The organism is Arthrobacter gandavensis (assembly GCF_015355785.1).
GTDB classification, from domain to species: Bacteria; Actinomycetota; Actinomycetes; order Actinomycetales; family Micrococcaceae; genus Arthrobacter_B; species Arthrobacter_B gandavensis_A.
The window spans coordinates 13,536-32,738 of sequence record NZ_JADKYW010000005.1 but is presented as its reverse complement, the minus strand read 5'-3'; the positions used below and the strand labels follow the sequence as shown (position 1 = coordinate 32,738).

Below are 19,203 nucleotides of genomic sequence, written 5' to 3'. Positions count from 1 at the left end.
CTAAGAAGACTATCCCTCCCGGTGGCGCTTACTAAAATTCCCGCCGTGATGTCCCCTGGGACTTCTCCCCGGGACTTCCACGCTAGTCCGTGAGGCGGATGTTGTTGAAGACCTCATTGAGCAAAGGGGATGTCGGGTACTGGGAGACCCGGGGCGAGACGGTCAGCGTTGAGATGGGGAACGCCAGCGGAACTGCGGGTACCCGGGTGGAAATCCGGTCCGAAATCGAACGGTAGGCATCGGCGCGTTCATCGGAGTCGGCCAGCGTGCGGGCACGGTCAACCTTCGTAAAGAGCTGGGCGTCGTCGTACCCGAATTCCTCCGTGTAGGAACCGAAGAGCGTGCCGACGAAGTTATCCGCATCCATGTAGCTGCCCGAGAGGCCGGACAGGTGCAGCGCCCGGTCGCCGTTCCTGGAGACTGTTTCCAGGTATCCCTCAGACCATTCCATCGGCACCGGGCGGATATTGAACCCAGCTGCCGTCAGCTGCCGGCTAAGTTCCGCGTAGACCTTCTCCGGGTTGGGCAGGTAGGCGCGGGTAACGCGGCGGGGGTAGTAGAAGGGCAGTTCTTCGCCGCCATAACCGGCCTCGTCGAGTAGCTCTTTGGCACGCTCCGGGTTGTGGCCGTAGTTGGTCACGTTCTCCGAGCGCAGTCCGAGCTTTTCGGGAAGGAACTGGTTAGCAGACTTGGTGCCGTTCAGGAACAGGCCGTCCAGCAGGGCAGGCTTGTCGATGGCGTGGGCAATAGCCTGGCGCATTTTCGGTTCGTCCAGCCCGGGGAAGTTCTGGTTGATGCCCAGGTACAGGATCGAATACGGGTCCCGCTGCAGGATCTGCATGCCTGCACGCGCCAGCTCGCCGACGTCGGAGACTGTCACCAGGTCGTAGCCGTCCACCTCGCCGTTCTTCAGGGCACGGAGCCGCGACTCGGGGCTGGTGATCGTGCGGAATACGAGGTCGCTGATCTGGCCATGATCTCCCCAGTAGCCGGGATAGGACACGAGGGCGAGCTCGTCCTCTTCCCAGCTGGAGAACATGAAGGGGCCGGTGCCCACCGGGTGCTGGGCGTAGGCAGAGAGCCGCGTTCCGTTGCGCTCTTCGCTGAGCTCGTCGGCGGTCCCTTCGGCCAGGGCCTTTGGGGAGGAGATGGCGAATTCGGGGGATGCCAAGGCGGCGATGAGGCCGGGCAGGCGGGTATTGAGTTCCAGCCGGACGGTGAATTCGCCGGAAGGGACACATGATTTGTAGGCCGAAAGATCCGGCGTGTCGGCAAATCCCTTAAAGACGGAGCTGAACATCAGCGCCTCCGGCCCCCGTGCGGAGGCAGGCAGGTTGTACCAGCGGTCAAAGTTCGCGCACACCGCCTCGGCGTTGAACGCGGTGCCGTCATGGAAGGTGACGCCGCGGCGCAGCGTGAACTCGTAGGTGCGCCCGTCATCGGATTCGTCCCATTCCTCGGCGAGTGCAGGCACCGGCGCGGAGGTCAGGGAGTCCACACCAACCAGCGTTTCAAGGATCTGCCTGGTCACCCGGTGGGATTCAGTATCCACTGCCAGGAACGGATCCAGCCCGGACGGACGTGCGGCAGTGGCGAACGCGAAGGCGGCAGCAGGGCCGCCCGTCGCAGAGGCAGAAGGTGAACTGCTCGGGGAGTCTTCCTCCGGCCGCGCAGCGGTGCACCCGGTCAGGGCAAGGGCTGCGGCAACGGCTGAAGCTTTGATCACGGAGCGCCGCGTGGCGGATTTAGTCACAGCTGCTGGGTTCTCCTCGAGGCAGGCACCATCCCGGCCTGGGCGGTGGATTTCTTAGTCTAAATGATAAAAAACCGGTAAAGCCGGGTGAGAGTTGCCTCACAACCGGGCTTTGGTAAGGCAGGATATGGAAATGACTCAAACCAGCCCTGAATCTCCGCTGCTCGAAGTGACCGATCTCGCTGTTGGCTTCCAAACCATGGATGGCCCGGTGCAGGCGGTCCGCAACGCCGGATTCAGCCTCGCTGCCGGGAAAACCCTGGCGATCGTGGGCGAATCCGGGTCCGGCAAGTCCACGACGGCGATGGCGGTGATTGGACTGCTGCCGGGCAACGGCAAGGTCTCCTCCGGCAGTATCCGGTTTGACGGGCAGGAACTGGTGGGATTGTCAGAGTCCAAGATGCGTGCCATCCGCGGCCGGTCGATTGGCCTGGTGCCCCAGGACCCCATGTCCAACCTCAACCCGGTGACCAAGATCGGCACACAGGTTGCCGAGACGCTCCTCGTGCATGGTATGGCGACGTCCAGGGACGTTGACCGCAAGGTTATCGAGGTGCTGACCGCGGCCGGACTGCCCGACGCCGCGGAGCGGGCCAAGCAGTACCCCCATGAATTCTCGGGCGGCATGCGCCAGCGGGCACTGATTGCCATTGGCCTCGCGTGCCGCCCCCGCCTGCTGATCGCCGATGAACCCACCAGCGCACTGGACGTCACGGTGCAGCGCACCATCCTGGACCAGATTGGCCGGATGACGGATGAGCTTGGCACATCCGTGCTGCTCATCACGCACGACCTTGGGCTGGCTGCCGAACGCGCATCGGACCTGGTGGTGATGCACCGCGGCGAGGTGGTCGAAACAGGCCCGGCGCGTCAGCTCCTTGAAGATCCCCAGCACCCGTACACCAAGTCGCTGGTCAGCGCCGCCCCCAGCGTCGCCGCCGTCCGACTGCGTCCCGGAGCGTTCGCGGCTCCCGCCGAGGAACGCCTCGCAGTTGTGGAGGAGCCGCCGGCGCCGCATGACGGGGCGCCGGAAGCTGAAGCGGCTCCGGACAACATCGTTGAAATCCGGGACCTCAGCAAGGTCTACAAGACCCGCGGCTCATCCGGGGACTTTCACGCGGTCAAGAACGTAAGCCTGGAGATTCCGCGCGGAAGCACCGTGGCGATCGTCGGCGAGTCCGGCTCAGGCAAAACCACCACGGCCCGGATGCTGCTCAAGCTGATCGAACCGACCAGCGGTTCAATGACGTTCGACGGCGTGGACATCGCGTCCCTGGCGAAGGGCAAGCTGAGCGACTTCCGCCAGCGGGTCCAGCCGATCTTCCAGGACCCGTATTCCTCCCTGGACCCTATGTTCACCATCGAACGGATCCTCGACGAGCCGCTGAGGACGTACAAGCGCGGCAACCGCCAGGAACGCGCCGCACGGGTCCGCGAGCTCATGGAACAGGTTGCGCTCCCGGTCTCCATGCTGCGCCGCTACCCGGCTGAACTTTCGGGCGGGCAGCGTCAGCGTGTGGCGATTGCCCGTGCGCTGGCCTTGAACCCGGAACTGATTGTCTGTGACGAGCCAGTCTCTGCCTTGGACGTGCTGGTGCAGGCCCAGATCCTCAAACTGCTCGGAGACCTGCAGCGGGACCTGGGACTGAGCTACCTCTTCATCAGCCACGACCTGGCTGTGGTGCGGCTGATCTCGGATTACGTGTGCGTGATGAAGGACGGTGAACTCGTGGAGGCGGCGACGTCGGAGGAAGTCTTCCAGAATCCGCGCCACCCCTATACACGCAAGCTGCTCGCCTCCATTCCGGGCAACGAACTGAACATCCAGGACGAAATGGCGTCCTAACCGCCGGCGAAAGGGCCCGCATCCTCAGGCAGAGGATGCGGGCCCTTCGGTGTTCCCGGGTTGTTCGAAGACCAGGCTTATTTGCGCCGGGTCTTCGGGTCCAGGGCTTCCCGCAGGGACTCGCCCAGCAGGGTGAAGCCAAGGGCCGTGACGGCGATGCAGATGCCGGGCAGGAACGCGAGCTGCGGTGCTACGGCCAGTTCATTCTGCGCATAGGTGAGCATGCGGCCCCACTCCGCGCTTTCCGGACGGCCGCCGCCGAGGCCCAGGAAGGACAGTGCAGCGGCGTCGATAACGGCGGTGGCGAGCGTCAGGGTCGCCTGGACAATCACCGGGCCCACGCTGTTGGGCAGCAGATGGCTCATGGTGATGGTCCGGGTGCTCAGGCCCAGTGCCTGCGCGGAGAGGATATAGTCTGCCCCGCGCTGGCTGATCATTGAGGAGCGCAGGAGCCTGGCGAATATGGGCACCTGGGAAACCCCGATGGCGATCATCACCGCCGTCGGCGTCTGGCCGAGGACCGCCGCGATGCTCACGGCCAGCAGCAGGTTCGGAACGGAGAGCAGGATATCCACGAACCGCATAATCACGTTGTCCACCCAGCCGCCGAAGCCGCCGGCAATGACGCCGAGCAGCATTCCGCCGGCCAGGCCGAGTGCAGTCGATATGACGCCGATCAGCAGCGACGCCCGGGCACCCCAGATGAGCTTGGAGAGCACATCTCCGCCGAAGCGGTCCAGGCCCAGCGGAAATCCGTCGATGTCGCCGGGACCGGGGATCGACGTCGGAGTGATCTCGGTGCGGCCGGGCAGATCCTCGCCGCCGTACGGTGCAAGGATCGGGGCGAAGATGGCCACGAGCAGGAACAGGCCCACAATGACGGCACCGGCGATGGCTGCCGGGTTGCGGCGGAGCCTGCGGAAGGCATCGCGCCACATGCCGCTGCCGCGGGTATCGGGGGCGGCTGGTTCGTCGGGCCGGACGGCTCCGCCGGCCGGCGGTGGAAGAACTGTACTCATTGCACCCTCACCCTCGGGTCGATGAAGCCGTACGAAACGTCAACCAGCAGGTTGATCAGGGAGTACGCAACGGCAATAAAGATGATGAATCCCTGCAGCACCGGATAGTCAAGGTTGAAGATTGCATCGCGCAGGAACCTGCCGACGCCGCTGAACGCAAAGACTGTCTCTGTCAGCACGGCGCCGGAAATCAGCAGGCCCGTCTGCAGGCCGACTGTCGTCGTCACCGGGAGCATGGCGTTGCGCAGGACGAAACGGTTCCGGATAGTGCGCTCCATGAGGCCCTTGGCCCGGGCCGTCCGGACGTAGTCGGCGCCCTGGACCTCCAGGACGGAGGCACGGGTGATCCGCACAATGATGGCCAGCGGAATGGTGCCCAGCGCAATGCCGGGGAGCACCAGGTGCATCAGGGCATCCCACGAGGCGTCCCATTCCCTGGTCAGCAAGCCGTCCAGGACGTAGAAGTCCGTGACATGCGTGGCGTTGATCCGTGGATCCTGCCGCCCGTCCGTGGGGAAGAGGGGAATCTGGATGGCGAACATCCATTTGAGGATGAAGGCCAGGAAGAAGACCGGCACGGTGATGCCTAGCAGTGACAGCACCACTGAGGAGTGGTCCCAGAATCGGCCGTAGTGCCGCGCGGCGAGGTAGCCGAGGGGAATGCCGATGCCGATCGCGAAAATGAGGGCGACCGCGGCAAGCTCCAGGGTGGCAGGGAAACGCGTGGCGAACTCTTCGAGCACCGGACGTCCGGTGACGGTCGACACGCCGAAGTCGCCCTGGAGGAGCTTTCCAACGTAGGTGAAGTACTGCTCGAGGAGCGGACGGTCGAAGCCGTAGGCCTCATTGATCCGGGCTATGGCTTCGGGTGTGGCCTTGTCTCCCAGAAGGGCGGTCGCAGGACCGCCGGGGAGGCTGCGGACCCAGATGAACAGAAGGATGGACAAGCCGATCAGGGTCGGGATCAGCATTAACAGGCGCTTGCCTATAACTCGCAGCACGAGTGTCCTTTCTCAGCCGGTTGTGCGGCTGCGGAAAAGGTAAGGACAGAACGGACCGGGACCCAGCGCCAGCTGGATCCCGGTCCGTTTCGCCGCTACTTGTTGAGCTTGATCTGGTTGAACACTTCGTCGTTCACGGGGGAGGCGGGGTATGAATCCACGCGGTCCGAGAAAGCGAGCGACGGCGCCGGGTGTGCCAGCGGAACAGCCGGGACAAACTTGGCGATGTCGTCGTTGATCTTCTCGTACATCGGGGTCTGCTCCTCCAGGCTGCTTACCTGCCGGGCGGCCTCGAGCTGGTCGAAGATCTCCTGGTTGGTGAAGCCGAATTCAGGCTTCTCCTGGCCGAAGAACACGCCTACGAAGTTGTCCGTGTCGTTGTAGTCGCCGGTCCAGCCGAGCAGGTGGATGCCGTGGTCTTCAGTGGCCTGGACGCGGTCGAGGTAGTCCGGGGACCACTTGCTCGGCTGCGGGTTGACCTTGATGCCCACTTCCTCCAGCTGTGCGGAGATGTTGGAGAAGACCTGCTCAGGGGTTGGCATGTACGGGCGCGAGACGCCGGTGGGGTAGTTGAAGTCCACGGTGAAGCCGTCCGGGTAGCCGGCTTCCGCCAGCAGTTCCTTGGCCTTCTCCGGATCGTACTCGTACTCGGTGACGTCTTCGTTGTAGCCGTTGACGACGTCGGGGATGAACTGCGTGGCAACCTTGGTGCCCTCGGGCAGGGTCTGGCTGACCAGTGCCTCCTTGTCGATCGCGTGTGCGATCGCCTGGCGCACCAGCGGATCGGCAAGCTGCTCGACCTTCTGGTTCATGCCCAGGTACAGGATGGTGAAGGGGTCGCGCGGAATGACCTTGAACCCGGCGTCGGCCAGGGCCTGGGTGTCGGCCGGAGCCACCAGGTCATAGCCGTCAATGTCGCCGGACTGCAGGGACTGGCGGCGGGAGTTCGGATCATCAATGACACGGAAGATGATGTCCGTGACTTGGCCCTGGTCGCCCCAGTAGTCCCCGTAGGCGGAAAGCGTGATCTGGTTGCCGACCTCCCAGCCTTCGAACTTGAACGGGCCGGTTCCGGTGGGGTGTTCCTTGGCGTAGCTGGTCAGGGTGGGAGCCTCGGCCGTCCCGGAAGCTTCGTTGGCTGCGTATTCGTCCATCGCCGTCGGGCTCTGCATGGAGAACGCGGGCAGGGAGAGTGCGGCGATGAACCCGGCGAAGGGCTTGGCCAGCGTAATGACGGCCTGGTTTTCGGCCGGAGCCTCACAGGACTCGTAGGTGGCGCTCTCCGGGGTGTCGGCGAAGCCCTTGAAGAGCTTGCTGTAGTAGTAGGCCTGGCTTTCGGCCTGCTGGATACCCGTGAAGTTGTACCACCGGTCGAAGTTGGCGCATACGGCTTCGGCGTTGAACGGAGTTCCGTCGTGGAAGGTGACGCCTTCCTCGAGGTCGAAGGTATAGGTCAGGGCATCCTCGGAAGTCTCCCAGGACTTGGCCAGCAGCGGTGCGGGATCGGCCGTGCCGGGCTCCACGCCCACGAGGCCTTCGAAGATCTGGCGGCTTACCCTGAAGGACTCGCCGTCCGAGGCGAAGGCAGGGTCCAGTGTCTTGGGATCGGAGGAAGCGGCGAAGACGAAGGTGCCGTCAACCTCGGAGGCTGTCGCGCCGTCGTCCGCTGCGTCCCGGTTGCTTTCGGCGCAGCCGGAGAGCACCAGGGCGCTCATTGCCAGCCCGGCAGTCAGGGCGGCAGCCCGTCGCCGGGCCTGCCGGCTGAGAGTGAATCTGCCAGCAAGGGTCATTTTTCTATCTCCTCTGGGCGTGAGGTGCGTTCCTGCCGGTTGGCCGGACGCATCGCTGTGTTGTGGAACACATGTGTAGTCCCAGAGCCTAGCGGCACCGGCGGGATGGTTTGGGACGCTAAGCGTGTTGAGCGCGGTCACAATTCGGTTACACACCCGTCGCGGGATTTGCCGGCATTGTGTGGACAGCCGCGCGGGCCGGCCGTAGCGTCGAAGCGTGGGCACCTCTTCCGCGGGAATCGGACGGTCCGGACTGGCAGCGCTCGCAGCCGGAGCCGTGCTTGGGCTGGCAGCTGCCGCAGCGGGAGCGCTCCTGGAGCGGCTGCGCAGGATTCCTCTTCAGCCTGAACGTTCCGCGCCAGCCCCCGGCCCTGCCACAGCGGGGTCCGTTCCCATCAGTGCCCGCAAGGACCCGAACCTGCCGGACTGGAGGCAGGGCATGCCGGGCACGCCGGAGACCGTGACCGTTGAAGTTGGATCGCTGGAAGCGGGACCCGGCAGCCCGCGCCGTACCTGGGTTGTCCACAACGGCCCGGAATGGCAGTCCCGACCGGGGGAGCTCATGGTGCAGCCGGAGCGCGCCGGGGAGCAGCACGGCACTTCGTTGTGAATCAGCTCTCACTTGGCGGATTCGGTTTTCGCCCCGCATAAAGTGCTGGTAGAGTTTCATGTCGTTGCCGAGCAGGAACAGCTGGTTTGACCAGCCGAAACAAGCACGGCATCTGCCACGCACCTCTAGCTCAATTGGCAGAGCAATTGACTCTTAATCAATGGGTTCCGGGTTCAAGTCCCGGGGGGTGCACAGGATAAATCCGCCGCTTCGGTCACCGGGGCGGCGGATTTTTTTGTGCCGGCGCCGCCGCCCGCCTAGGAGGGATGTGCCGCCGACCGCGGCCGCGGGGCCGTCCGGACGGCCGTTTAGGCAGGACGCGGAAAGGATGGTAGAGTATCTTCCCGGTGCTGATCGCCGGGGAAGTATATTCCGCAGGATCACCGCCACGCACCTCTAGCTCAATTGGCAGAGCAATTGACTCTTAATCAATGGGTTCCGGGTTCAAGTCCCGGGGGGTGCACAGTTGAGGAAAGCCCCGCAGGTTCCGGCAGCAGCCGGGACCTGCGGGGCTTTTCGTTTGTCCGGTCCCGGCGCTGCCCCGCTCCGGGAGCCTTTCGGCGGCAGAGCTGTCTCCCGCGGCATCCGGAACGGATCTTGCGTCGGAGGAAAATGTCGAATTCCACCTGCACCGTCACGGCGGCTACCATCTGCCGGCGAGCATGCATGTTCGGTGTCGGGGCGGACCGGAATGGGTGGACGTGCCCGTCGCCGGCAGCTGACGGCGAAGGCTTAAATGCCGGAAGGGCGCACCTTTGCGGTGCGCCCTTCCGGCATCTAAGCCCTTTGCCCGGCTGCTAGGCGGTCCGGGAAGCCGTATCCATCGGGACGTCCAGCGGTGCGTCCAGGGGCACCGGGAGGCCCGGGACATCCACGGCCATGTGCCAGCGTGGATTGCCCAGTTCGCGGATGACGGTGCGCAGCTGGCTGCGGAGGTCTTCGGAAAGCAGCTCTCCGCCGTCGAGCAGCGTGCGCTCGATGTCCTGCGCCTCATGCAGGGCCTCGACGCCTGCGGGAGTGATGGACACCATGTGGCTGCGCTTATCCAGGTCATTGCGGACGCGCGTAACGTGACCGTGTGCTTCGAGGCGCGCCAGGGTCTTTCCCATTGTCTGTGCCTGTACGCGGACCAGCTGGGCGAGGTGCGCCTGGGTCATGGGGCCCTGTGAATCCAGGACTCCAAGGGCGATGACGCCCGCGTGGGTCACCCCTATGCGTACAAGCCGCTCATTCCAGGCATGTTCAACCAGGCGGGCGGCTGTCGACAAGAGGCGACCGGTGGGCCAATGCTCCATATCCGGCATAAAACTGAACTCTTCCTTTCGAGTGCGGATTCACGCGGCCTGATCGGATAGCCTACAAATCCAGTGTCTAGGATAGCCAACCGCAAGCCTGCTGTCCTCCTGTGACACAGCCTTTGCCTAATTGATACCTAAGGAGCCCAGTCTCTCATGTCGAAACTCACCCCCGGTGACCAGGCGCCCGACTTCGCCCTGACGGCGTCGGACTCCTCCGTTGTATCCCTGGCGGACCTGCGCGGCCGCAGTGTCATTGTCTACTTTTACCCGGCAGCTGCAACGCCCGGCTGCACCAAGGAAGCGTGCGACTTCCGGGACAACCTGAACTCGCTGGCTGCTTCGGGATACGCCGTCCTCGGGGTCTCGCCGGACAAGGTGGAGAAACTGGCGAAATTCGCCGCGGACGAGTCCCTCAATTTCCCGCTGCTCTCCGACCCGGACCACGCCGTAGCCGAGGCCTGGGGTGCCTGGGGCGAGAAGAAGAACTACGGAAAGACCTACGAAGGGCTCATCCGGTCCACAGTAGTCGTCGATCCCGAGGGCAGGGTCTCCCTCGCCCAGTACAACGTCCGCGCTACCGGCCATGTTGCCAAGCTGCGCCGTGATCTCGGTCTCGACTGAACCTCGGGTACACTGGAGGCTGGCTTTGGCAGGGAAACCGGCCTGGCCGGCGCGCGAGTGGCGAAATTGGCAGACGCGCTGGATTTAGGTTCCAGTGTCTTCGGACGTGTGGGTTCAAGTCCCTCCTCGCGCACCACGGCAAAACACCCCGGTCACTTGGCCGGGGTGTTTTTCTATGCCCGCGGAAGAGCGCGGCTAGGCTATGGAAGCATGTCAGCCGAACCCAAAGTGCGCACCATTACCGTGCCCACCCGCCAGCTCCTTGCTTCGCTCTTACCGCTTCCGGACGGGATGCGCGCAGCGCTCTGGGATTTCGATTCAGACCCGGAAGGCGTCGGCTACGCGGAGATCGACGCCGTCGTCGCACCGTATGCGGGCGGGGACGGATGGCAGCAGGGCCTGCAGCGGGTGCCGAACCTGCTGCTCCTCCAGGCGCAGACCACCGGCTATGACGGGCTGCCCGAGGTTGCGGGCGAGGCGGCCGTGGCCAGCGCCGCCGGAGTCCATGCCGCTGCCACCGCGGAGCTTGCGGTCGGCCTGATGCTCGCCTCGCTGCGGGGCATCGATGCGGCCGTCCGGGACCAGCGCGACGGGCACTGGAACCCGCACCGGTACCCCGGTCTGGCAGACCGGCATGTCACGCTGGTGGGAGTCGGCGGAATCGGCCGGGAAATCGCCGCCCGCCTGGCACCGTTCGACGTCCGGCTCACCCGGGTGGGGAGCACTGCACGGAACGACGACGGCGGCCGCGTCCACGGCACGGATGAACTGGTGCACCTGGCCGCGGACACCGAGGTCCTCGTTGTCATTACGCCGCTGAACGAGACGACCCGCGGCCTCGTCGGGGAACAGGTCCTGGCCGCGCTGCCGGACGGGGCGCTGGTGGTCAACGTTGCCCGCGGTCCCGTGGTCGATACGGACGCCCTCACCCGCGAGGTGGTATCCGGCAGGCTGCGAGCGGCCCTCGACGTGGTGGACCCGGAGCCGCTGCCGGCCGGCCATCCGCTCTGGAGCTGCACCAACGCGATCATCACCCCGCACGTCGGCGGCAACTCCGATGCGTTTACCCCGCGGATCGAGGGCTTCCTGCGCCGGCAGGTACAACGGCTGGCGGCCGGCGAAGAGCCGCTGAACCTGGTCCGGTCCGGACCCTGGAAGCAGGGCTGAGCCTAGGCCAGGTCCAGGAAGACATCCAGGAAAGAGTTGAAGTCGGACCGGTCTCCGTCCTGGCGGAGGATCCGGCGGGCGCCGCCCGCAGCGTCGGGCAGTGCTGCCTCGGCTTCAACGCCGAAGCGGAACACCCGTCCGGTGCTGGTGCCTACCTCATAGCTTCCAGGTGCCAGCTCATCGGCATGGGACAGGTTGGTGGTGTTGACTGCGGTGGGCGGTTCCAGGCCCTGCAGCGAGCCGGTTTCGAACGGCGCAAACACCAGCTCAGGCGGGCTCCAGCGGTAGCCGAGGACAAAGTAGCCCGCTGAATCCGGCAGGGGAGTGGCGCAGACAAGGTTGTAGTCGCCGTAGTTCGGCATCTGCGAGTCGAAGACGCTGCGGAGGGCGGACTTGAGTTCATCGCTGGCCTGGCTGTCTTCCGGTCCTGTTTCCGCACTCATGCTCCCCAGTGTATGGACACCCACCCCCATCCGGGGAAGGCCGCCGCGGCAGCGGGCAAAGTTCATTCAGCTGTGCAGTGTGCGTAACCCGGACGTAACACGGCCCCCGGGGCTGCTGCCGGATGCGCCGGCCCGGACACGAAAGGAATAGGATTTTGCTATGACCACGGAGAGCACCCCTGACATCAAACCCCGCAGCCGAGTCGTAACCGACGGGATCCATGCAGCGCCTGCACGCGGCATGTTCCGTGCAGTCGGCATGGGCGATGACGATTTCGCCAAGCCCCAGATCGGCATTGCCAGTTCCTGGAACGAAATTACTCCCTGCAACCTCTCCCTGAACCGGCTGGCCCAGGGCGCCAAGGAAGGCGTACACGCCGGCGGCGGGTTCCCCATGCAGTTCGGCACCATTTCCGTTTCCGACGGTATTTCAATGGGCCACGAAGGCATGCACTTCTCCCTGGTGTCCCGCGAAGTCATTGCCGACTCCGTTGAGACCGTGATGATGGCAGAGCGCCTCGACGGCTCCGTCCTGCTGGCCGGCTGCGACAAGTCCCTGCCGGGCATGCTGATGGCAGCCGCGCGCCTGGACCTTTCCAGCGTGTTCCTCTACGCCGGCTCGATCATGCCCGGCTTCGCCAAGCTTGAAGACGGAACCGAGAAGGAAGTCACCCTGATCGACGCCTTCGAAGCCGTCGGTGCCTGCGCCGCCGGCAAGATGAGCCTCAAGGACCTGGACACCATCGAACGTGCCATCTGTCCCGGCGAAGGTGCCTGCGGCGGCATGTACACCGCCAACACCATGGCCTGCATCGGCGAGGCACTGGGCATGTCCCTGCCGGGCTCGGCAGCACCGCCCTCGGCTGACCGCCGCCGCGACGAATTCGCCCGCAAGTCCGGCGAGGCCGTGGTGAACCTGCTGCGCAAGGGCATCACTGCCCGTGACATCATGACCAAGAAGGCGTTCGAGAACGCGATTGCCGTGACCATGGCTTTCGGCGGTTCCACCAACGCCGTCCTGCACCTGCTGGCCATCGCCCGCGAAGCCGAAGTGGACCTCACGCTCGAGGACTTCAACCGCATCGGCGACAAGATCCCGCACCTGGGTGACCTCAAGCCGTTCGGCCGCTACGTCATGTACGACGTCGACAAGATTGGCGGCGTGCCCGTCATCATGCGTGCGCTGCTCGACGCCGGCCTGCTGCACGGCGACTGCCTCACCGTCACGGGCAAGACCGTCGCCGAGAACCTGGAAGCCATCAACCCGCCGGATCCCGACGGCAAGGTGCTGCGCGCCATCGACAACCCGATCCACAAGACCGGCGGTATCACCATCCTGAAGGGCTCGCTGGCACCGGAGGGCGCCGTCGTGAAGTCCGCGGGCTTCGACGCGGACGTCTTCGAAGGCACCGCCCGGGTCTTCGAACGCGAACAGGGTGCCCTGGACGCGCTCGACGCCGGCCAGATCCATGCCGGCGACGTGGTGGTCATCCGCTACGAAGGACCCAAGGGCGGCCCGGGCATGCGCGAGATGCTCGCCATCACCGGAGCGATCAAGGGCGCGGGCCTGGGCAAGGACGTGCTCCTGCTGACAGACGGCCGCTTCTCCGGCGGCACCACGGGCCTGTGCATCGGCCATGTGGCACCGGAAGCCGTCGACGGCGGGCCCATCGCCTTTGTCCAGGACGGCGACCGCATCCGCGTGGACATTGCCGCCCGCACGTTCGACCTGCTGGTGGAACCGGAAGAGCTCGAAGCGCGCAAGGTCGGCTGGGAGCCGCTGCCTGCCAAGTTCACCAAGGGTGTCCTGTCCAAGTACGCCAAGATGGTCAACTCGGCTTCCACCGGGGCTTACTGCGGTTGAAACCCTTCCCCAGCCGCAAGGCGCTGAGCGCCTTGCGGCTGGGGCCCCTAAAGGGTTTCAACCTTATTAAGCCCTGCCGCCTTTTGCGGGCGGGTTCTGTAGACCCGCTGGCGCGGGAAGTAAACCCAGACGTCCAGAGCCAGCACGCGGGCCTTAAACCCGTGTCCGGAGAGTGGGACGGAAATGTCCATATAATGAGACGGATGAACCTCCGGTTGACACCGTTGCCGGAGGAGGGGAACACTGATCTTTATGCAGATCGTAACCGTCGTCCTTAGCAAGCGCGTGGCGTAACAGCCCGACTTGAAAAAGACGTCACGCGCGGACCCCTACGGAGCCAACAGGCACGAGGGGTTTTTTTATTGGCTTCAGAAAGCACAGAGACCGCTCCGGGCTTACCTTCCGGGCGGTACGCCGCATCAGAACAAATGGATATGTATCCGCAAAGGAAGTTTCCGATGAGTAAGGGATCGCCAGCCAGCCCGTCGCTGATGGCACAAAAGACCGGCCCGGCACGCCCGGCGCCGGCCAAGCACAAAGATGCAGCTTTTTCTGTCAATCCTGCTGAAGCAGTGGACACGCGAGTCCAGGGACCCAACAACGTAGTGCCGCCCACCGAGATGACCGGTTCGGAGGCCATCGTCCGTGCGCTGGAAGAACTCGGAGTCGATGACGTCTTCGGTCTGCCCGGCGGCGCGATCCTGCCGACCTATGACCCGCTGATGGACTCCACCAGGCTGCGGCACATCCTGGTCCGCCACGAACAGGGAGCCGGCCACGCTGCCGAAGGCTACGCCATGGTGACCGGCCGCGCCGGTGTCTGCATTGCGACATCGGGCCCCGGTGCCACCAACCTGGTGACTGCCATCGCCGATGCACACATGGACTCGGTGCCCATGGTTGCCATCACGGGCCAGGTCAACAGCGCCGTGATCGGTTCCGACGCGTTCCAGGAAGCGGACATCGTCGGCATCACCATGCCGATCACCAAGCACTCCTTCCTGGTGACCAGGGCCGATGACATTCCGCGGGTACTCGCCGAAGCGTTCCACATCGCCACCAGCGGACGTCCCGGGCCTGTCCTGGTGGACATCACCAAGGACGCACAGCAGGCGACGACAACCTTCTCCTGGCCGCCGAAGATCGACCTGCCCGGCTACCGCACCGTGGTGCGCGGCCACTCCAAGCAGGTCCGTGAGGCCGCCCGGCTGATCGCTGCGTCCCAGCGGCCGGTCTTCTACGTTGGCGGCGGCGTGCTGAAGGCGGATGCCTCGGCTGAACTGCTGGAACTGGCCGAAACGGTGGGTGCCCCTGTGGTGACCACCCTGATGGCCCGCGGCGTGTTCCCCGACTCCCACAAGCAGCATGTGGGCATGCCCGGCATGCACGGCTCCGTCTCGGCCGTGACCGCCCTGCAGCAGTCTGACCTGCTGATCACCCTGGGCGCCCGGTTCGATGACCGCGTTACCGGCGTGCTGTCCTCCTTCGCGCCCGGAGCCAAGGTCATCCACGCGGACATTGATCCGGCGGAAATCTCGAAGAACCGCACCGCGGACGTGCCGATCGTGGGTTCGGTCAAGGAGATCATCCCCGAACTTACCGAAGCGGTCCGCGGCCAGTTCGAAGCCTCCGGAGCCCCGGACATCACCGCCTGGTGGGCGGTCCTGAACCGGATCCGGGAAACCTATCCCACGGGCTGGACCGAACCCGAAGACGGCCACGTTGCCCCGCAGCAGGTCATCAAGCGAATCGGTGAGCTGACGGGTCCGGAGGGCGTCTACGTGGCCGGCGTGGGACAGCACCAAATGTGGTCTGCCCAGTTCATCAACTACGAGCGTCCCCGCGCGTGGCTGAACTCGGGCGGCCTGGGCACCATGGGCTATTCCGTCCCGGCAGCCATGGGTGCCAAGGTCGGCGACCCGGACCGCGTGGTCTGGGCAATCGACGGCGACGGCTGCTTCCAGATGACCAACCAGGAACTGGCCACCTGCCTGATCAACAACATCCCGATCAAGGTTGCCATCATCAACAACTCCTCCCTGGGCATGGTCCGCCAGTGGCAGACCCTGTTCTACGAGTCCCGCTACTCCAACACGGACCTGAACACCGGACACGACACCGTGCGGGTTCCTGACTTCGTGAAGCTCGCGGATGCCTACGGCTGCGTGGGCCTGCGCTGCGAACGCGAAGAGGACATCGACGCGACGATCGAGAAGGCACTGTCCATCAACGACCGTCCAGTAGTCATCGACTTCGTGGTCAGCCGCGACGCCATGGTCTGGCCGATGGTTCCCTCCGGAGTCAGCAACGACCTCATCCAGATTGCCCGCAACATGACGCCCACCTGGGAAGAGGAGGAGTAGGGGACATGGCACGCCACACCCTTTCCGTGCTCGTAGAAGACGTACCCGGTGTCCTGACCCGTGTTGCGTCCCTGTTCGCCCGCCGGGCGTTCAACATCAATTCTTTGGCCGTGGGCCCGTCGGAAGTTGCGGGCCTGTCCCGCATCACCGTCGTCGTCGAGGCCGAAGGTGACCTGCTGGAGCAGGTCACCAAGCAACTGAACAAGCTCGTCAACGTCATCAAGATTGTCGAACTTGTTCCCGATTCTTCCGTGCAACGCGACCACATCTTGGTCAAGGTTCGCGCGGATGCCGCAACCCGGCTGCAGGTAACCCAGGCAGCCGAGCTGTTCCGTGCTTCAGTGGTAGATGTGTCTACAGACTCCCTGATCGTTGAGGCAACTGGCACCGCCGAAAAGCTCAACGCACTGCTCTCAGTGCTGGAGCCCTTTGGCATCCGCGAAATTGTTCAATCCGGAACCCTGGCAGTTGGCCGCGGTGCGAAGTCGATGTCCGACCGCGCGCTGCGCAGCGCCTAGTTCCACCCACAAACCTTCATCCAAGAACCCAAACAGGAGATATTTCAGTGACTGACATGTATTACGACGACGACGCAGACCTGTCGATCATCCAGGGACGCAAAGTCGCCGTCATCGGCTACGGCAGCCAGGGCCACGCACACGCCCTGAGCCTGCGCGATTCCGGTGTCGATGTCCGCGTTGGCCTCAAGGAAGGCTCCAAGTCCCGAGCCAAGGCCGAAGCAGAAGGCCTGAAGGTCCTCAGCGTTGCCGACGCCGTTGCCGAAGCAGACCTGATCATGGTCCTTACCCCGGACCAGGTCCAGCGCTTCGTCTACGCCGAGGAAATCGCCCCGAACCTGAAGTCCGGCGACGCCCTGTTCTTCGGCCACGGCTTCAACATCCGCTACGGCTACATCCAGCCGCCGGCCGACGTCGACGTCGCACTGGTTGCCCCGAAGGGCCCGGGCCACATTGTCCGCCGCGAATTCGAAGCGGGCCGCGGTGTTCCGGACCTGATCGCCGTCGAGCAGGATGCCTCGGGCAAGGCCAAGGACCTGGCGCTTTCCTATGCCAAGGCCATTGGCGGCACCCGCGCGGGCGTCATCGAGACCACCTTCACCGAAGAGACCGAAACCGACCTCTTCGGCGAGCAGGCTGTGCTCTGCGGCGGGGCTTCCCAGCTGATCCAGTACGGTTTCGAGACCCTGACCGAGGCCGGCTACAAGCCGGAGGTCGCCTACTTCGAGGTGCTGCACGAGCTCAAGCTGATCGTTGACCTGATGGTTGAGGGCGGCATCGCGAAGCAGCGCTGGAGCGTCTCCGACACCGCTGAGTACGGCGACTACGTCTCCGGCCCGCGCGTCATCACCCCCGAGGTGAAGGAAAACATGAAGGCCGTCCTCGCGGACATCCAGAACGGTGCCTTCGCCAAGCGCTTCATCGATGACCAGGACGCCGGCGCTCCGGAGTTCAAGGAACTGCGCCAGAAGGGTGAGGACCACCCGATCGAGGCCACCGGCCGCGAACTGCGCAAGCTGTTCTCCTGGATCAAGTCCGACGACGATTACACCGAAGGCTCCGTCGCCCGCTAATTCCGCCAGTAACAATGGCACGGATTCTCCGTGTCCGTTACCGCGGCGCTACGCTTGAAAAGCAAGCCGTTTCGGTAAGGAGGCCGGGCCCTGCACGGGGTCCGGCCTTCGGCGTGAAATATCCAAAACCACATCGACACACAGCTAAAGAGGTCATCGGTGACTGCCACCAAACCAGTAGTACTTCTCGCGGAGGAACTCTCCCCGGCCACGGTTGAGGCCCTGGGCCCCGACTTTGAGATCCGCCAGACCGACGGCGCAGACCGTTCCCAGCTGCTCTCCGCCATCGCGGATGTCGACGCGATCCTGGTGCGTTCAGCCACCCAGGTTGATGCCGAAGCCATCGCTGCCGCCAAGAACCTCAAGGTCATCGCCCGCGCCGGAGTGGGCCTGGACAACGTGGACATCCGTTCCGCCACGCAGGCCGGCGTCATGGTGGTCAACGCCCCGACGTCGAACATCATCTCCGCTGCCGAACTGACGGTCGGCCACATCCTCTCCCTGGCCCGCCACATCCCGCAGGCGTCGAGCGCTCTCAAGGGCGGCGAGTGGAAGCGCTCCAAGTACACCGGCACCGAATTGTTCGAAAAGAAGGTCGGCATCATCGGCCTGGGCCGCATCGGCGCCCTCGTGGCAGCCCGTGTCCAGGGCTTCGGCACCGAGGTCCTGGCCTATGACCCGTACATCACCTCTGCCCGTGCCGCCCAGCTGAACGTCAAGCTGGTCACGCTGGAGGAGCTGCTGGAACAGTCGGACTTCGTGACCATCCACATGCCCAAGACCCCCGAGACCCTGGGCATGCTCGGCGCCGAAGCGTTCGAGAAGATGAAGGACACCGCCTACGTGGTGAACGTGGCCCGCGGCGGCCTGGTGGACGAAGACGCGCTCTACACCGCCCTCACCGAAGGCAAGATCGCAGGTGCCGGCGTCGACGTCTTCGTGAAGGAGCCCAGCACCGACCTGCCCTTCTTCGGCCTGGACAACGTCATTGTCACCCCGCACCTGGGCGCCTCCACCGACGAAGCGCAGGAAAAGGCCGGCATCTCCGTTGCCAAGTCCGTGCGCCTGGCCCTGGCCGGTGAACTGGTGCCCGACGCCGTGAACGTCGCCGGCGGCGTCATCGCCGAGGACGTCCGCCCGGGCATCCCGCTGATCGAGAAGCTGGGCCGGATCTTCACCGCGCTGGCCCACGATTCAATGACCGCCATCGACATCGAGGTGGCCGGGGAGATCGCGTCCCTGGACGTGAAGGCACTTGAACTGGCCGCACTGAAGGGCATCTTCACCGACATCGTCTCGGAGCAGGTCTCCTACGTGAACGCTCCGGTGCTGGCTGAGCAGCGCGGCATCGCCGTCCGCCTCCTCACCACCCCGGACGTGGATGACTACCGCAACCTGCTCACCATCCGCGGCGCACTGTCCGACGGTACGCAGCTTGAGGTGGCCGGCACGCTGACTGGCCCGAAGCAGATCCAGAAGCTGGTGGGCGTCAACGGCTACGACCTCGAGATCCCCATCAGCGAACACCTGCTGGTGCTGATCTACCAGGACCGCCCCGGCGTCATCGGCGCCTTGGGCCGCATCCTGGGTGAAGCGGAGATCAACATCGCCGGCATGCAGGTTGCCCGCAACTCCGAGGGCGGCCAGGCCCTGTCCCTGCTCACGGTGGATTCCTCCGTGCCGCAGGAGGTCCTTGAAACCGTCCGCGAAGCCATCGGCGCAACCGTGGCCCGCGAGGTGGACCTGCAGGACTAATCCGCCCCGGTCCAGAAAAGGCCGGCTCCCGCGCCCAGCAGTTTCATGGACGCGGGGCCGGCCTTTGCTGCGTCCGGGGGAG

Annotated in this window: 15 protein-coding genes and 3 tRNA genes; 12 read left to right on the top strand and 6 right to left on the bottom strand. The window is 64.7% G+C overall.

Annotated features, from left to right (window positions below):
* Positions 1-82 precede the first annotated feature (82 nt).
* Positions 83-1,753 carry an ABC transporter substrate-binding protein gene (locus ITX31_RS05240; protein WP_194782445.1) on the bottom strand — a complete coding sequence of 557 codons (1,671 nt, stop codon included), beginning with the start codon at positions 1,751-1,753 and terminating at the stop codon, positions 83-85.
* A gap of 133 nt (positions 1,754-1,886) precedes the next feature.
* On the opposite strand from ITX31_RS05240, the gene ITX31_RS05235 reads away from it, so the two are divergent.
* Positions 1,887-3,599, top strand: a complete 1,713-nt coding sequence (locus ITX31_RS05235; RefSeq protein WP_194782444.1) for an ABC transporter ATP-binding protein — start codon at positions 1,887-1,889, stop codon at positions 3,597-3,599.
* A gap of 77 nt (positions 3,600-3,676) precedes the next feature.
* Here the strand turns inward: ITX31_RS05235 and ITX31_RS05230 are convergent, their stop codons facing one another.
* The 3 genes from ITX31_RS05230 to ITX31_RS05220 all read right to left on the bottom strand — a co-directional run bounded on the left by ITX31_RS05230 (position 3,677) and on the right by ITX31_RS05220 (position 7,409).
* Positions 3,677-4,618 (bottom strand): ABC transporter permease, encoded by a 942-nt coding sequence (locus ITX31_RS05230; RefSeq protein ID WP_194782443.1) that lies wholly within the window; start codon positions 4,616-4,618, stop codon positions 3,677-3,679.
* Positions 4,615-5,619: an ABC transporter permease gene (locus ITX31_RS05225; protein ID WP_194782442.1), complete on the bottom strand. Its 1,005-nt coding sequence runs from the start codon at positions 5,617-5,619 to the stop codon at positions 4,615-4,617. Before ITX31_RS05225 ends, ITX31_RS05230 begins: the two co-directional genes overlap by 4 nt.
* 95 nt (positions 5,620-5,714) lie before the next feature.
* Positions 5,715-7,409, bottom strand: a complete 1,695-nt coding sequence (locus ITX31_RS05220; protein WP_194782441.1) for an ABC transporter substrate-binding protein — start codon at positions 7,407-7,409, stop codon at positions 5,715-5,717.
* Positions 7,410-7,626: 217 nt separating this feature from the next.
* Between ITX31_RS05220 and ITX31_RS05215 the strand changes: the two genes are divergently transcribed.
* From ITX31_RS05215 to ITX31_RS05205, 3 genes are all read left to right on the top strand, one after another.
* Positions 7,627-8,019, top strand: a complete 393-nt coding sequence (locus tag ITX31_RS05215; RefSeq protein WP_194782440.1) for a hypothetical protein — start codon at positions 7,627-7,629, stop codon at positions 8,017-8,019.
* Positions 8,020-8,138: 119 nt separating this feature from the next.
* Positions 8,139-8,211: transfer RNA gene (locus tag ITX31_RS05210), tRNA-Lys, on the top strand.
* A 198-nt stretch (positions 8,212-8,409) separates the two neighbouring features.
* Positions 8,410-8,482, top strand: a tRNA-Lys gene (locus ITX31_RS05205).
* Between the two features lie 334 nt (positions 8,483-8,816).
* Here the strand turns inward: ITX31_RS05205 and ITX31_RS05200 are convergent.
* On the bottom strand, positions 8,817-9,323 hold the full coding sequence (locus ITX31_RS05200) for a MarR family winged helix-turn-helix transcriptional regulator (protein ID WP_194782439.1): 507 nt from the start codon (positions 9,321-9,323) through the stop codon (positions 8,817-8,819).
* 147 nt (positions 9,324-9,470) lie between these two features.
* Between ITX31_RS05200 and bcp the strand changes: the two genes are divergently transcribed.
* From bcp to ITX31_RS05185, 3 genes are all read left to right on the top strand, one after another.
* Positions 9,471-9,938: a thioredoxin-dependent thiol peroxidase gene (gene bcp / locus ITX31_RS05195; protein ID WP_194782438.1), complete on the top strand. Its 468-nt coding sequence runs from the start codon at positions 9,471-9,473 to the stop codon at positions 9,936-9,938.
* Positions 9,939-9,989: 51 nt separating this feature from the next.
* Positions 9,990-10,074, top strand: a tRNA-Leu gene (locus tag ITX31_RS05190).
* A 74-nt stretch (positions 10,075-10,148) separates the two neighbouring features.
* Positions 10,149-11,105 carry a 2-hydroxyacid dehydrogenase gene (locus tag ITX31_RS05185; RefSeq protein WP_194782437.1) on the top strand — a complete coding sequence of 319 codons (957 nt, stop codon included), beginning with the start codon at positions 10,149-10,151 and terminating at the stop codon, positions 11,103-11,105.
* Between the two features lie 2 nt (positions 11,106-11,107).
* Here ITX31_RS05185 and ITX31_RS05180 read toward each other — a convergent pair whose 3' ends face one another.
* Positions 11,108-11,548, bottom strand: a complete 441-nt coding sequence (locus tag ITX31_RS05180) for a hypothetical protein (RefSeq protein ID WP_194782436.1) — start codon at positions 11,546-11,548, stop codon at positions 11,108-11,110.
* A 160-nt stretch (positions 11,549-11,708) separates the two neighbouring features.
* Here ITX31_RS05180 and ilvD point away from each other — a divergent pair, with 160 nt between their 5' ends.
* The 5 genes from ilvD to serA all read left to right on the top strand — a co-directional run bounded on the left by ilvD (position 11,709) and on the right by serA (position 19,121).
* Entirely contained in the window at positions 11,709-13,412 is a 1,704-nt protein-coding gene (gene ilvD, locus ITX31_RS05175; protein WP_194782435.1) for a dihydroxy-acid dehydratase, read from the top strand.
* Between the two features lie 458 nt (positions 13,413-13,870).
* Positions 13,871-15,775 (top strand): acetolactate synthase large subunit, encoded by a 1,905-nt coding sequence (locus ITX31_RS05170; protein WP_194782434.1) that lies wholly within the window; start codon positions 13,871-13,873, stop codon positions 15,773-15,775.
* A 5-nt stretch (positions 15,776-15,780) separates the two neighbouring features.
* Positions 15,781-16,293: an acetolactate synthase small subunit gene (gene ilvN, locus ITX31_RS05165; RefSeq protein WP_194782433.1), complete on the top strand. Its 513-nt coding sequence runs from the start codon at positions 15,781-15,783 to the stop codon at positions 16,291-16,293.
* Between the two features lie 47 nt (positions 16,294-16,340).
* A complete protein-coding gene (gene ilvC / locus ITX31_RS05160; protein WP_194782432.1) occupies positions 16,341-17,366 on the top strand; it encodes a ketol-acid reductoisomerase in 1,026 nt (341 codons plus the stop codon).
* A 159-nt stretch (positions 17,367-17,525) separates the two neighbouring features.
* Entirely contained in the window at positions 17,526-19,121 is a 1,596-nt protein-coding gene (gene serA / locus ITX31_RS05155; RefSeq protein ID WP_194782431.1) for a phosphoglycerate dehydrogenase, read from the top strand.
* Positions 19,122-19,203: the final 82 nt, after the last annotated feature.

Excerpts from the sequence above, each read along its gene's own strand:
- ITX31_RS05235 (WP_194782444.1), top strand. The coding sequence starts at position 1,887 with ATGACTCAAACCAGCCCTGAATCTCCGCTGCTCGAAGTGACCGATCTC.
- ITX31_RS05230 (WP_194782443.1), bottom strand. The coding sequence starts at position 4,618 with ATGAGTACAGTTCTTCCACCGCCGGCCGGCGGAGCCGTCCGGCCCGAC.
- ITX31_RS05220 (WP_194782441.1), bottom strand. The coding sequence starts at position 7,409 with ATGACCCTTGCTGGCAGATTCACTCTCAGCCGGCAGGCCCGGCGACGG.
- ITX31_RS05200 (WP_194782439.1), bottom strand. The coding sequence starts at position 9,323 with ATGCCGGATATGGAGCATTGGCCCACCGGTCGCCTCTTGTCGACAGCC.
- bcp (WP_194782438.1), top strand. The coding sequence starts at position 9,471 with ATGTCGAAACTCACCCCCGGTGACCAGGCGCCCGACTTCGCCCTGACG.
- ITX31_RS05185 (WP_194782437.1), top strand. The coding sequence starts at position 10,149 with ATGTCAGCCGAACCCAAAGTGCGCACCATTACCGTGCCCACCCGCCAG.
- ITX31_RS05180 (WP_194782436.1), bottom strand. The coding sequence starts at position 11,548 with ATGAGTGCGGAAACAGGACCGGAAGACAGCCAGGCCAGCGATGAACTC.
- ilvD (WP_194782435.1), top strand. The coding sequence starts at position 11,709 with ATGACCACGGAGAGCACCCCTGACATCAAACCCCGCAGCCGAGTCGTA.
- ITX31_RS05170 (WP_194782434.1), top strand. The coding sequence starts at position 13,871 with ATGAGTAAGGGATCGCCAGCCAGCCCGTCGCTGATGGCACAAAAGACC.
- ilvN (WP_194782433.1), top strand. The coding sequence starts at position 15,781 with ATGGCACGCCACACCCTTTCCGTGCTCGTAGAAGACGTACCCGGTGTC.